Annotated in this window: 12 protein-coding genes, 5 pseudogenes and 1 CRISPR repeat array; of the genes and pseudogenes, 5 read left to right on the top strand and 12 right to left on the bottom strand. The window is 67.8% G+C overall.

All coding sequences use genetic code 11. The annotated features are described in order from the left end of the window. The first annotated feature begins 5 nt into the window (after window positions 1-5). The 5 genes and pseudogenes from G6N20_RS09335 (at window position 6) to G6N20_RS09315 (ending at window position 4,175) form a co-directional block, all read left to right on the top strand. A pseudogene (locus G6N20_RS09335) lies at window positions 6-1,413 on the top strand (DDE-type integrase/transposase/recombinase). After that, complete coding sequence (locus G6N20_RS09330) at window positions 1,410-2,222, top strand: ExeA family protein (protein WP_163662916.1); 813 nt, start codon at window positions 1,410-1,412, stop codon at window positions 2,220-2,222. Before G6N20_RS09335 ends, G6N20_RS09330 begins: the two are co-directional and overlap by 4 nt. A gap of 169 nt (window positions 2,223-2,391) precedes the next feature. After that, a CRISPR array of direct repeats spans window positions 2,392-2,930; the repeat unit is 36 nt; unit sequence GCGGCGGCCGTTTCGGCGGCCGCACTTCATCGAGGC. 218 nt (window positions 2,931-3,148) lie between these two features. Next, window positions 3,149-3,389, top strand: a pseudogene (gene vapB20 / locus G6N20_RS09325) (type II toxin-antitoxin system antitoxin VapB20). Then, entirely contained in the window at window positions 3,386-3,778 is a 393-nt protein-coding gene (locus tag G6N20_RS09320) for a PIN domain-containing protein (protein ID WP_083048400.1), read from the top strand. Before vapB20 ends, G6N20_RS09320 begins: the two are co-directional and overlap by 4 nt. 19 nt (window positions 3,779-3,797) lie before the next feature. Continuing rightward, window positions 3,798-4,175, top strand: a complete 378-nt coding sequence (locus G6N20_RS09315; protein WP_083048401.1) for a hypothetical protein — start codon at window positions 3,798-3,800, stop codon at window positions 4,173-4,175. A 15-nt stretch (window positions 4,176-4,190) separates the two neighbouring features. On the opposite strand, the gene G6N20_RS09310 is transcribed toward G6N20_RS09315, so the two are convergent. The 12 genes and pseudogenes from G6N20_RS09310 to G6N20_RS09255 all read right to left on the bottom strand — a co-directional run bounded on the left by G6N20_RS09310 (window position 4,191) and on the right by G6N20_RS09255 (window position 11,796). Then, window positions 4,191-4,568 (bottom strand): type II toxin-antitoxin system VapC family toxin, encoded by a 378-nt coding sequence (locus G6N20_RS09310; RefSeq protein WP_083048403.1) that lies wholly within the window; start codon window positions 4,566-4,568, stop codon window positions 4,191-4,193. After that, a complete protein-coding gene (locus G6N20_RS09305) occupies window positions 4,565-4,822 on the bottom strand; it encodes a ribbon-helix-helix domain-containing protein (RefSeq protein WP_083048479.1) in 258 nt (85 codons plus the stop codon). The genes G6N20_RS09310 and G6N20_RS09305 overlap by 4 nt, the downstream gene beginning before the upstream one ends. Window positions 4,823-4,860: 38 nt before the next feature. Continuing rightward, on the bottom strand, window positions 4,861-5,274 hold the full coding sequence (locus tag G6N20_RS09300; protein ID WP_083048481.1) for a PIN domain nuclease: 414 nt from the start codon (window positions 5,272-5,274) through the stop codon (window positions 4,861-4,863). Window positions 5,275-5,369: 95 nt separating this feature from the next. Next, window positions 5,370-5,650: pseudogene (locus tag G6N20_RS21185) on the bottom strand (type II toxin-antitoxin system VapB family antitoxin); the annotation flags it as partial. Further along, window positions 5,647-6,309, bottom strand: a complete 663-nt coding sequence (locus G6N20_RS09290; RefSeq protein WP_083048482.1) for an LppA family lipoprotein — start codon at window positions 6,307-6,309, stop codon at window positions 5,647-5,649. The pseudogene G6N20_RS21185 and the gene G6N20_RS09290, both read right to left, overlap by 4 nt. After that, on the bottom strand, window positions 6,306-6,965 hold the full coding sequence (locus tag G6N20_RS09285) for an LppA family lipoprotein (protein WP_083048406.1): 660 nt from the start codon (window positions 6,963-6,965) through the stop codon (window positions 6,306-6,308). Before G6N20_RS09285 ends, G6N20_RS09290 begins: the two co-directional genes overlap by 4 nt. Beyond that, window positions 6,962-7,099 carry a hypothetical protein gene (locus G6N20_RS09280; RefSeq protein WP_158084757.1) on the bottom strand — a complete coding sequence of 46 codons (138 nt, stop codon included), beginning with the start codon at window positions 7,097-7,099 and terminating at the stop codon, window positions 6,962-6,964. The genes G6N20_RS09285 and G6N20_RS09280 overlap by 4 nt, the downstream gene beginning before the upstream one ends. A 56-nt stretch (window positions 7,100-7,155) precedes the next feature. Then, window positions 7,156-7,265, bottom strand: a pseudogene (locus tag G6N20_RS09275) (type II toxin-antitoxin system VapB family antitoxin); the annotation flags it as partial. Beyond that, the gene (locus tag G6N20_RS09270) at window positions 7,262-7,924 is read right to left on the bottom strand and encodes an LppA family lipoprotein (RefSeq protein WP_083048485.1); all 663 of its coding nucleotides are present in this window, start codon (window positions 7,922-7,924) and stop codon (window positions 7,262-7,264) included. The gene G6N20_RS09270 and the pseudogene G6N20_RS09275, both read right to left, overlap by 4 nt. Window positions 7,925-8,053: 129 nt before the next feature. Further along, window positions 8,054-9,201 (bottom strand): annotated as a pseudogene (locus tag G6N20_RS09265) (alpha/beta hydrolase family protein); the annotation flags it as partial. A 296-nt stretch (window positions 9,202-9,497) separates the two neighbouring features. Further along, complete coding sequence (locus G6N20_RS09260) at window positions 9,498-9,812, bottom strand: hypothetical protein (RefSeq protein WP_083048408.1); 315 nt, start codon at window positions 9,810-9,812, stop codon at window positions 9,498-9,500. Window positions 9,813-9,999: 187 nt separating this feature from the next. Continuing rightward, complete coding sequence (locus G6N20_RS09255) at window positions 10,000-11,796, bottom strand: PE family protein (RefSeq protein WP_163662912.1); 1,797 nt, start codon at window positions 11,794-11,796, stop codon at window positions 10,000-10,002. Between the last annotated feature and the right edge of the window lie 80 nt (window positions 11,797-11,876).

Below are 11,876 nucleotides of genomic sequence, written 5' to 3'. Positions count from 1 at the left end.
GCCCGGTGGCGGTCGGCGGCGATGAGGAGAAGGTGCGCGCGGAGCGTGCGCGGGCGATCGGGTTGTTTCGGTACCAGTTGATCCGGGAGGCCGCCGATGCGGCGCTTTCTACCAAGGAGCGCGGGAAGATGGTGCGCGAGTTGGCTTCCCGGGAGCACGTCGACCCGTTCGGGCGGCGGGTGCGGATGAGCCGCCAAACCATCGACCGCTGGATCCGCGACTGGCGGGCCGGCGGGTTTGACGCGCTGGTGCCCAACCCCGCCAGTGCACCCCGCGCACTCCGGTCGAGGTGCTGGAGTTGGCGGTGGCGCTGCGTCGGGAAAACCCGCAGCGCACCGCGGCGGCGATCCGGCGGATCTTGTGCACCCAGCTGGGCTGGGCGCCCGATGAACGCACCCTGCAGCGCAACTTTCACCGGCTCGGCCTGACCGGCGCCGCCACCGGGTCGGCGCCCGCGGTGTTCGGCCGGTTCCAGGCCGAGCACCCGAACGACCTGTGGACTGGAGATGCGTTGCACGGCATACGAATTACTGTCCACAAGACGTATCTGTTCGCGTTCTTAGACGACCATTCCCGGCTGCTGCCCGGCTACCGGTGGGGCTACGCCGAGGACACCGTGCGGCTGGCCGCCGCGCTGCGCCCGGCGCTGGCGTCCCGCGGTGTCCCCAGGCGATCTACGTCGACTGCGGCTCGGCGTTCGTCGACACGTGGCTGTTGCGGGCATGCGCGAAACTCGGTGTGCGTCTTGTTCATTCCACACCAGGTCGGCCCGAAGGGCGGGGCAAGATCGAGAGGTTCTTCAGGACGGTGCGCGAGCAGTTCCTGGTTGAGATCAGCGGCGAACCCGACACCGTCGGCCGCCACCACGTGACCGACCTGAACGAATTGAATCGGCTGTTCGCGGCCGGGGTCGAAACCGTCTACCACCGGCAGGTGCATTCCGAAACCGGGCAGACCCCACTGGCCCGCTGGTGCGCTGCCGGCCCCGTCGCGCTGCCCGCCCCAGAGGCGCTCACCGAGGCATTCCTGTGGGAGGAGCACCGCCGGGTCACCAAGACCGCCACCGTCTCGCTGCACGGCAATAGCTACGAGGTCGACCCGGCGCTGGTCGGGCGCAAGGTAGAGCTGGTGTTCGACCCGTTCGATTTGACCCGCATCCAGGTCCGTGCCGGCGGCGTCCCGATGGGTCTGGCCATCCCGCATCACATCGGACGCCATGCACACCCCAAGGCCAAACCCGAAACCCCCTCCGCACCACCCCGACCGTCGGGCATCGACTACGCGCAGTTGATCGAAACCGCCCACGCCGCCGAGCTCGCCCGCGGGGTCAACTACGCCGCCCTCACCGCCAACACCGACCAGATCCCCGGGCAACTCGACCTATTCACCGGCCAGGAGGCCCAACCGAAATGATGGACAAACTGATCTCCTACTACGGGTTTTCGCGCATCCCCTTCGGCCGCGATCTGGCCCCTTCCATGTTGCACCGCCACGGCGCGCACAACGAAGCGGTCGCTCGCATCGGCTGGTGTGTCGCCGACCGCCGCATCGGTGTGGTCACCGGCGAGGTCGGCGCCGGCAAGACGGTAGCCGTGCGCGCCGCGCTGACCGCCCTGGACCGAAGCCGCCACGCCGTCATCTACCTGCCCGACCCCACCGTCGGGGTGCGCGGCATCCACCACCGCATCGTCGCCTCGTTGGGCGGACAACCCCTTACCCACCACGCAACTTTGGCTCCCCAAGCCGCCGACGCCCTGGCCGCCGAACAAGCCGAGCGCGGACGCACCCCTGTCGTGGTCGTCGAGGAAGCACACCTGCTCGACTATGACCAGTTGGAAGCGTTGCGGCTCTTGACAAATCACGACCTCGACTCGTCGAGCCCCTTCGCGTGCCTGCTCATCGGCCAGCCCACGCTACGGCGCCGGATGAAACTTGGCGTGCTCGCCGCGCTCGACCAGCGCATCGGCCTGCGCTACGCAATGCCGCCCATGACCGACAAGGAGACCGCAAGCTACCTGCGCCACCACCTGGCCCTGGCCGGGCGTGACGACACGCTGTTCTCCGACGACGCGGTCACCCTCGTGCATCAGACAAGCCGAGGCTATCCACGCGCGGTCAACAACCTCGCACTACAAGCCCTCGTTGCCGCGTTCGCCGCCGATAAGGCCATCGTGGATGAATCCTCCACCCGCACAGCCATCGCCGAAGTCACGGCAGACTGAACACCACACCGACACCCTAGCCACCACCGACCCCGCCGGACACCTCCCGGCGGGGTCATTTCATGCCCACACGTTCTCATCGCCAACGCCGCCATCATGCTCATCCTGAATGCCGGTCAACAACTTCATCGAGGCTTGCATGCACTGCATGCTGCCCGCATGTTGGCCGGCGGCGGCCGTTTCGGCGGCCGCACTTCATCGAGGCGCGGCCAGGCACAACCATTGCATACGACTCGCCCAGCGGCGGCCGTTTCGGCGGCCGCACTTCATCGAGGCCAGCGGGAAACCCTGCGGTCAGTGGCGATCGAGGGAGCGGCGGCCGTTTCGGCGGCCGCACTTCATCGAGGCCGACTGATACGGCGACCGCCGCAACGGCTCAACCGGCGGCGGCCGTTTCGGCGGCCGCACTTCATCGAGGCCTGGAACAGTCACCCATTTAGGGTGCTCAACGCCGGGTGCGGCGGCCGTTTCGGCGGCCGCACTTCATCGAGGCGCTGCTGCCACGCCCGGTGGTGCGCGCAATCTTCCGGCGGCGGCCGTTTCGGCGGCCGCACTTCATCGAGGCAGCTACTACCTAGCAAGGGTCCGCCGCGTATGGCAGGCGGCGGCTGTTTCGGCGGCCGCACTTCATCGAGGCTCTCCGAATCCATTGCCGCGGCGGCGAGTTCGCTTGCGGCGGCTGTTTCGGCGGCCGCACTTCATCGAGGCTCCCACAAGCTCGGCCCTCGCAAAGCACGTGACATGCGGCTGAACCATCCCGGGTTTCTTACACACCATTGCGGCAGCCCGGCGTCTACAGCTGACGTGGCGCCATCACCCGTCTCCCGGGCGAATAGGCCTGGGCTCCATTGCGGCGTCTTCAACGAACTCGGCAGCTAGTGGCAAGCACCCGGGTCCGCAAGCACGATGTATACATCGTATATTTGATGGCGTATATTTGCCGGCGTGAAAAGGCTGCAGATCTACATCGACGAGGACGTCGACCGAGCGCTTGCCGTTGAAGCACGACGGCGGCGGACGTCGAAGGCCGCGCTCATCCGGGAGTACGTCGCTGAACACCTCCGGCAGCCGGGCCCAGATCCGGTCGATGCCTTCGTCGGATCGTTCGACGGGGGAGCCGACTTGTCCGCGTCCGTTGACGATGTGGTTTACGGAAAGCGCGAATGATCTTCGCCGACACGTCCTTCTGGGCCGCACTTGGCAACGTCGGCGACGCTCGACACGGCGCCGCGAAGAGATTGTGGGCCAGCAAACCGCCCGTGGTGATGACCTCGAATCATGTCCTGGGCGAGACCTGGACGCTGCTCAACCGGCGCTGCGGTCACCGCGCCGCGGTTGCCGCCGCCGCCATCCGCTTCAGCACCGTCGTTCGCGTCGAGCACGTCACGGCCGACCTGGAAGAGCAGGCCTGGGAGTGGCTCGCACGGCACGACGAGCGAGAGTACTCGTTCGTCGACGCGACGAGCTTCGCGCTGATGCGCAAGAAGAGCATCCGCAACGCGTATGCCTTCGACGGTGACTTCAGCGCTGCCGGATTTGTCGAGGTAAGACCGTAGCTCGCGGTAGGCTTCGCTCGTGCAGCCCGACAGCCTCGAACAACGTCGTGTCACCGCGCTGGAATCCCGGGTGCGTGAGCTGGCCGACCGTGTGCGGGCCAGCGAACGGGATGCCGCCGCCGCTCGAGTGCTAGCCGGCGCGGCCGACCGCGATGTCACGGAGTTCATCGGCGAGCTCCGCGACTTCCGGCGAGCCACAATCGGTAGCTTCAACGCCCTGCGAGAAGAGATGACCGAACGTTTCAGTCGAGTAGAAGACCGTTTCAGTCGAGTAGAAGAACGTTTTAGCCGAGTAGACGACGGATTCACTGAGATGCGCGGCAAGCTGGACGGGGCCGCCGCCGGCCAACAGCGCATCGTCGAGCTCATCGAAAGACTCATCGCCAACCAAGGGTGACGCCGCACTGAGTGCTCAGTAGGGCGGCTGCAGATCCCGGAACATCGGGAAGTGGCACACATTGGTGGTGAGCAGGTCGGCGTCGACGACGAGTGCGGTCGCTGCGATCAGGTAGTCGACGTCGTCGATGCCGCTGTGGCTGCGCCGGTATCGACGGGCGAGTTGTCCACCGAGCCGGGCAATGTCCTCGGTCACCCGGGTCCAGGTCAATGCCGAGAAGAAAGCTTCCAGCGCCGCGAGCTCGGTTTCCCGCGCGCCGGCCAGGAGTTCGAAGCGCACCAGCTCGCTGGCCGCGATCTGCTCACCGTTGTGGACCAGTTCGGCCAGCAGCCCCGCTGCCGCAGGCTCGCCGCGGAGGTGGTCCACCGCGACCGAGGTGTCGATCAGCTTCACGCCAGACCGAGCCGAGCAAGTCGTGCGTTGAGGTCGCCCCGAATGGCGTCGACATAGTCGGTGCCGGTGAAGTCCCGTCCTTGCCATGAACCACGGCTGTGGTCGAGCGCGGCGAGCCGTTCCTGCTTGGATCTGGTGCCGTAGACGCTGTGGATTGCGCGTCGGATGAGTTCCGACCGCGATGCGCCACTCGCCTTGGCGGCACGATCGAGCAGCTCAAGCTCCTCTGCGCCCAGGGTCACCTGAGTCCGCATGACATCACCATACATCCAGTGATGGCGCCTATCAGCGGTTAAAGGGTCCCCCGCGGCACGATCCACTCCGTAGGTTGGCCGGTGATGGCGGCGACCCGGTCATAGTCCTCGTCGTAATGCCACACGACGGTGCCCGAGAGTTCGGCCGCCGCGGCGATGACCAGATCGGCGATCTTCACGCTGCGGTGATGCAGACCGGCGACGTGGGCAAGCTCACGCTGGACTTGGCATGCGCGCGTAAAGGTTTCGGCACCGACTGGTATACGGGCCAAGCCGTCGAGTTCGTCGGCGAGCGCGTCGTAGTCGGTGGCGGACTTCGCCGAGTACAGGATCTCCAACCGCACGTGGTCGCAGATGCCGATCTGGTCCGCGGACAAGGCCGCCAACCATCGGCGCGCAACTTCCGGCCGCGCCGCATGATGCCACGCGCTGGTGTCGACGCAAAACAACATCACCGCACGGGACGCGTCTGGGCAAGCAGCGCCTCGGACCGATCGATGCCGGCACCCGAGGCGATTCGCGCGGTGAGCCGGGTGCGCGCCGACTGGCGCACCGCGGCTCGCAAAGCGGCATCGACCGTGTCCTTCAACCCGGTGGTACCAAGCGCCGCTTGCGCACGGGCCAGCAGTATGTCATCGATATCGATCGTTGTACGCCGAGACATGGAGCAATCATATAGCTATTCGATGCTGAAATATATGTATTGGAGCGTTTGTACCCAAAATAACGCCGTCGTGTGACCCGGATTGTGCGAGCCCGCCTGCGCGAGGGCAGTGTCACCGGCAGGTGACCCTGGATCACGCCAGCAACGTCGATGGTGGTGCTCACGGGGTTGGCGTCGAGGTCGTTGGCCAAATGGGTGGTTCCGGGGGGAGTTGTCCGGCCGGCAGGTCGAGCACCTTCTGCAACAGAAAACAATCGCCGATGATATCAAGCGTGGCGAATTTGATTTGCAGGAGTCGGAATTCGTAGCCGTTGCCCTGCACGTCGTAGTCGCGCTTGGCCGATTCGTTAAACAGCGACGACTCGGTGGTCGCGCCGTACTTGGCGGCTTCCTCGCGGACGATATTGGTGACAACCTTGAAGTCCTCCGCCGAGAACGCAGTACCAAAGATAACTGCGTCGGCGATCGGCCGCCGGGCGATATCGCCGGTGAGTTCCTTGCACGACAAACCTTCCCGATCGGCCTTTCTCCCGGCGGGATCTTCGGTGAATTTCCAGGTTTGGCCCGTGATGGCGGCACTGATGCGGTCGGCGATGATCCGGGCGGTGGCGGTGAGGCGTTCCCGGGCGGCCTCGTAGGAGCCTTTGTTGCGCATGCTGTCGATGAGCTGGATCTTCTGCTCGTCGGTCAGGCGCCGTGATGTGTCAGGGTTGTGATCCATGGTGCAGCCACCTATCAGGGCGGTTGATATGCCGATCATGGTCAGCGTGATGATGCGCTGCCACCGCGACAGCGTTCGGGGAAGCGGTTGTGGTGTGATCAATGTGGCGTCGAGGTCGTCGGCCATATGGGTGGTGCCGGGGGGAGTTGTCCGGCCGGCAGGTCGAGCACCTTCTGCAACAGAAGACATTCACCGGTGATGAGAAGTGTGGCGAAATTGATTTGGCCCAGGTTGAATTCGTAGCCGTTGCCCTGCACGTCGTACTCGCGTTTGGCCGATTCATTAAACAGCGACGACTCGGTGGTTGCGCCGTACTTGGCGGCTTCCTCCCGCACGATATTGGAAGCAGCCTTGAAGTCTTCCGCCGAGAATGTGCTACCGAAGTCAACCGGTTTGGCCATCGGCCGCCGGGCGATATCGGCACTGAGTTCCTTACACAACGATCCATTTTTATAGAAGTCTTGGCCGTAGGAGTCGTCGTTGAATTTCCAGGTTTGGCCCGGGACGGCGGCACTGATGCGGTCGGCGATGATCCGGGCGGTGGTGGTTAGGCGTTCCCGGGCGGCCTCGTAGGAGCCTTTGTGGCGCATGCTGTCGATGAGCTGGATCTTCTGCTCGTCGGTCAGGTGTCGTGATTTGTCGGGGTTTTGGTCCATTGTGCAGCCACCTAGCAGGGCGGTTGATATGCCGATCATGGTCAGCGTGATGATGCGCTGCCACCGCGACAGCGTTCGGGGAATCGGTTGTGGTGCGATCACTGCTGTGGGCTTTCGCGCACCGCCAGATCGGGCCGGTTGAGCAGGATGGTCGCCAGGTTGTAGCCGGTCATCCGCTGCAGCGGGTCTTGGCCGTATTGCGAGTGCCCGGTGGCGGCGGTCTTGTGATCACCCAACGGAGTGGATCCCGCCGTGCAGGGGCGCCAGGCGCGCCGCCAACGATCCGTAGGAATGCCCGAACAACGTCTGTCGTGTGACCCGGATTGTGCGAGCCCGCCTGCGCGGGGGCAGGATCACCGGCAGGTGACCCTGCATCACGCCAGCAACGATTGTGGTGCTCACGGGGTTGGCGTCGGCGTCGTCGGCCATATGGGTGGTTCCGGGGGGAGTTGTCCGGGTGGTAGGTCGAGCACCTTCTGCAACAGAAGACATTCACCGGTGATGTTAAGTGTGGCGAAATTGATTTGGCCGAGGTTGAATTCGTAGCCGTTGCCTTGCACGTCGTAGTCGCGTTTGGCCGATTCGTTAAACAGCGACGACTGCGTGGTCGCGCCGTACTTGGCGGCTTCCTCTCGCACAATATTGGCGGCTGTCTTGAAGTCTTCCGCAGAGAACGTGGCGCCGAAAATTACGCTGTTGGCGATCGGCCGCCGCGCGATATCCGCGGTGAGCTTGTCGCACAGCGCTCCGTTTTGGTCAGAGTGTTGGATGTTGGGATCGTCGTCGAATTTCCAGGATTGGCCCGGGATTGCCGCGCTGATGCGGTCGGAGATGATCCGGGCGGTGGTGGTCAGGCGTTCTCGGGCGGCCTCGTAGGAGCCTTTGTGGCGCATGCTGTCGATGAGCTGGATCTTCTGCTCGTCGGTCAGGTGCGGTGATGTGTCGGGGTTGTAGTCCATGGTGCAGCCACCTATCAGGGCGGTAGAGATGCCAATCATGGTCAGCGCGACGATGCGCCGCCACCCCAGCAGCGTTCGAGAAACTGGTCGGAGTGCGATCACTGCTGTGGGCTTTCGCGCACCGCCAGATCGGGCCGGTTGAGCAGGATGGTCGCCAGGTTGTAGCCGGTCATCCGTTGCAGCGGGTCTTGGCCGTATTGCGAGTGCCCGCTGGCCGCGGTCTTGTGATCGCCCAGCGGGGTGGATCCCGCGTCGGTCTGCAGATGGGGGAAGCGGTAGCGGTCCGGGGATCCGGCGATGATCTCGTTGGGGTCTGATCCCCACCCGTGCAGGGGCGCCAGGCGCCCCGGATACCGGATGGGGTCATCGGGTGTGGTCATCACGAAGAAGTTGTGGTCGTTCATGCCCAGCTTGGCCGGTGAGGTCGCCTCAAACCCCGGCGAGCCATAGAGCACCGCGTTATCGACCAGTGAACTGGCGCCGTCTTTCAACGCGATCCCCGACAGCAGCGATCCGTAGGAATGCCCGAACAACGCGGTCGTGTGACCCGGATTGTGCGATCCCGCCTGCAGATCCCGCAGAAACGCCGACAACTTGGGCGCGCCGGCCAGCGCGAGATCGTCGTCGACGGTGTCCCACGACGCGATCACCGGCGGCGGCTGATACCCCACCCACGCAATCGTCGCCACATTCGTGCTCTCACCCACTTTGCGGGCTACATATTGCGCTTCCTTCCGCAAGTCACCGGCTTCTTGGGTCATGGTGGCGATGGTCTGGCGGGTGGTTCCCGACACCCCGGGGACCGTCACCGACACGTGATCCGCGGTGAACGGATCGCCGACCGCGGTGACCGCCGGGATCATATCGGCGGGGTCGTCCGGCTTGGCCAAATAGATCAGATGCGAGTCGGGCACCCTCAGCGCCTGTTGGATGCCCGCGATGTCGGCCAGCCGGTCGGTTTTCACCTGCCCGTCGGGCAGCCGGCTGTATTCCGCCAGCATGTCTTGCAGCAGGGCGCGGTTGGCCGCGTCGATCGCGTCGATGTCGCCGGAGGACATGCCCCCGGGAGCTGCCGGTGGCGGGGCCTGGCGGAAATCCACTGCCTGCACCCCATCCTCGGCCGGGGTGTCGACCCCGGGCACCTCTTCGAACGCCAGCTCATCGAGGCCTTGGGTGGCGGCGCTGACCTGGGTCGCGATATCGCGGTCGGTGGCCAGCAGTGCGCCCACCCGATGCCGGATAAAGTCGGCGTGCCCCTGGGCTTGGGCCAGACGTGTCGCCCGCTGCTGGCGTGAGCCACCCGTGGAGCGGTCGGTGACCGTGTAATCCTCACCGACGACAAACCCGTCCCGGCGGGCATCGCTGACAGCGTCCAGCACCGCCCGCCGGTTGGCCTCCAGCTGGTCTTGCCCCCGGCCGGCGATGGCGGCGGCGTCATGCAGCCGGTCCACCGCGCGACCGACCGTCACCACGTCGACGGCCGACCGGTAGTGGGCGCGGGCCGCGGCCTGGCCCTCCCAGTCGGTGCCGCCGGGTCGGCGCATCGAATCGCGCACCTCGGTGAAGGCGCGCTCCCACCGCGTGGCCAGCCGCCGCCAGTAGGCGGCGGCCTCGCTGAGATGCGCAAAGCTCGCCGACTCCACCGCCGACAGCGTCGGCAGCCCCGACGCGGCCATCAGCGGGTTCCCCACGGACGTACCGCCCCCAGGGCGGCCGCCGCTGCGGTGTCCTGGCCCGCGTACCTGTGGGTGGCCTGCCCGAGCGCGGTGGCGGTGGCCCGCATTCGGGCGCTCACAGCCGCGGCGGCAGCACCCGCGCGGGCATGCGCGGCGTTCACCGCGACCGCGTTGGCCTGCCACGACGACACCGCCCCCGACGGCGCGACTGCAGCTGACAATTCGCCGGCCAGGGTCGCGCACCGCCCGGCCAGCGCATGCAAACCATCGGCCGTGACCCGCAGCCGGGCCTGGGCGCCCTCAGCCACATCCACGCCAGGGATGCTAGCGGGGCATACGGAGTGGCGCGCACCGCTCGCGCGGGGGCCGGCAGCACATCCTCGATGTCGGTTGTACGCCGAGACGGATTACCTCAGTGGGTGCCTCACGGTTGACCCACCGACGCGGGCGCTGTGGCCTGGCGTGGCTCTGCCGCCCCGACCGGGTCGAATCAGCGGCCACTCAGGGGGAGAGCCCGGGGCTGCCCGGCAAGCCCTGCTCGCCGTCGGCGCCGGGGATGCTCCCGGCGCCCCCGTGACCGCCCAACCCGCCGGCGCCACCCGCACCGCCGCCGCCGCTCGCGCCGTTCTGGCCGGTGATCAAGCCGCTGCCGCCAAACCCGCCACCGCCGCCGGTGCCGCCGTTGCCGCCGCTGCCGCCGGTGCCGCCGTTGCCGCCGGCGCCGGTGGTGCCCGCCTGACCGAACAGCCCGCCCGCGCCGCCGGCGCCGCCATTGCCGCCGGTGCCCCCGCTGCCACCGGTGCCGCCTGCCCCGCCGGTGCCGCCATTGCCGCCGCGGCCGCCGGTCGAAGCGTGCGGCGGAGCCGATAGGTCGGCGGCACCGCCGTCACCGCCAAAACCGCCCTCACCGCCGGTGGCGCCGACACCACCGGTGCCACCGGCGCCGCCGGTGCCGCCGGTGCCGCCGTTGCCGAACAGCAGCCCACCGCGGCCGCCGGCGCCGCCGTTGCCGCCGGCGCCGCCGTCGCCGCCGGGCACGCCGACACCGCCGACGCCACCCGATCCGCCGGGGCCGGGGCCGACCGACGAGGTACCGGCGCCGCCGGTGCCGCCGCTGCCGCCCGGGCCGCCGCCGAATCCACCGGTTCCGCCGGTTCCGCCGGTTCCCCCGACCGCGCTGCTCGATGGGGGGAACATGATCCCGCTCCCGCCCTGGCCACCAGTACCACCGGGTCCGCCGACCCCGCCGGTGCCGCCCTGACCACCCGTGCCACCGGTGAGGTTGGAGGTTGCGCCGCCAAGGTTTGCGTACTCAGCGTTTCCGCCCGCGCCGCCGGTGCCGCCGGGGGCCCCGGGACCGCCCTGACCGCCTTGGCCGCCGGTGCCGCCGGTGACGGTTGGCGCATCGTGAGATAACCCGTCGCCCCCAGCGCCGCCGTCACCGCCGATCTCTCCGATGGCCGTGCCCGCACCGCCCTGTCCGCCGGGGCCGCCCAAACCGTCGCCATCGCCGTTGGTGTCGCCCGGGACGCCGGGCCCGGCCTTGCCGGTGGGGTCGACCTTGCCGGGGTTGACGCCGGCCGCGCCGGGGCCGCCGGCCCCGCCGGGGCCGCCGGCCCCGCCATGGCCGAACAACCCAGCGTTGCCGCCGGGCCCGCCGTTGGCGCCGTTGCCACCGGTGATGGTGGCGGCCCCGCCGGCGCCGCCGATGCCGCCGTCGCCGATCAGCCAGCCGCCGGCCCCGCCGGCCGCGCCCGCGCCGCCGTTACCGCCGGCCCCGCCGTTGCCGATCCACCCCGCGGCCCCGCCGTTGCCGCCGGCCTGGCCGGGGGCGCCAGGCGCACCGGCCCCGCCGTTGCCGAACAAGATTCCGCCCGCTCCACCGTTACCGCCCGGCGTCGTCGCATCCGCACCATTGGCGATCAGCGGGCGCCCCAGCAGCGTCAGGGTGGGCGCATTGATCAGGTCGAGCACCGCACCCTCTAGGGTCTGCAACGGCCCCGGTAGTGCCGATGCGTTGGCGGCCTCGGCGCTGGCATACGCGCCCGCGCCGGCGGTCAAGGCGCGGACAAATTGCTCATGAAACGCCGCCGCCTGGGTGCTCAGGGTTTGATATGCCCGGCCGTGCGCGCCAAACAATGCCGCGACTGCCGCTGAGACCTCGTCGGCACCGGCGGCCGCCACTGTGGTGGTGGGGGCAGCGGCCGCGGCGTTGGCGGCGCCGATCGCCGAGCCGATCCCGGCCAGATCCGAAGCCGCAGACGCAACAACCTCCGGCGCCACGGTCACAAACGACATCGCTGTTCCTTCCACCACGAGCACCTGACCGAACGTCGCCGCCCCGCGGACGGGTTCTGATCAGCGCTTTGCTGCCTACA

Source organism: Mycobacterium shinjukuense, assembly GCF_010730055.1.
In the GTDB taxonomy this organism is placed as follows: domain Bacteria; phylum Actinomycetota; class Actinomycetes; order Mycobacteriales; family Mycobacteriaceae; genus Mycobacterium; species Mycobacterium shinjukuense.
Note: the sequence above shows the minus strand (reverse complement) of the source record. Positions and strands in the feature narration are given on the sequence as shown.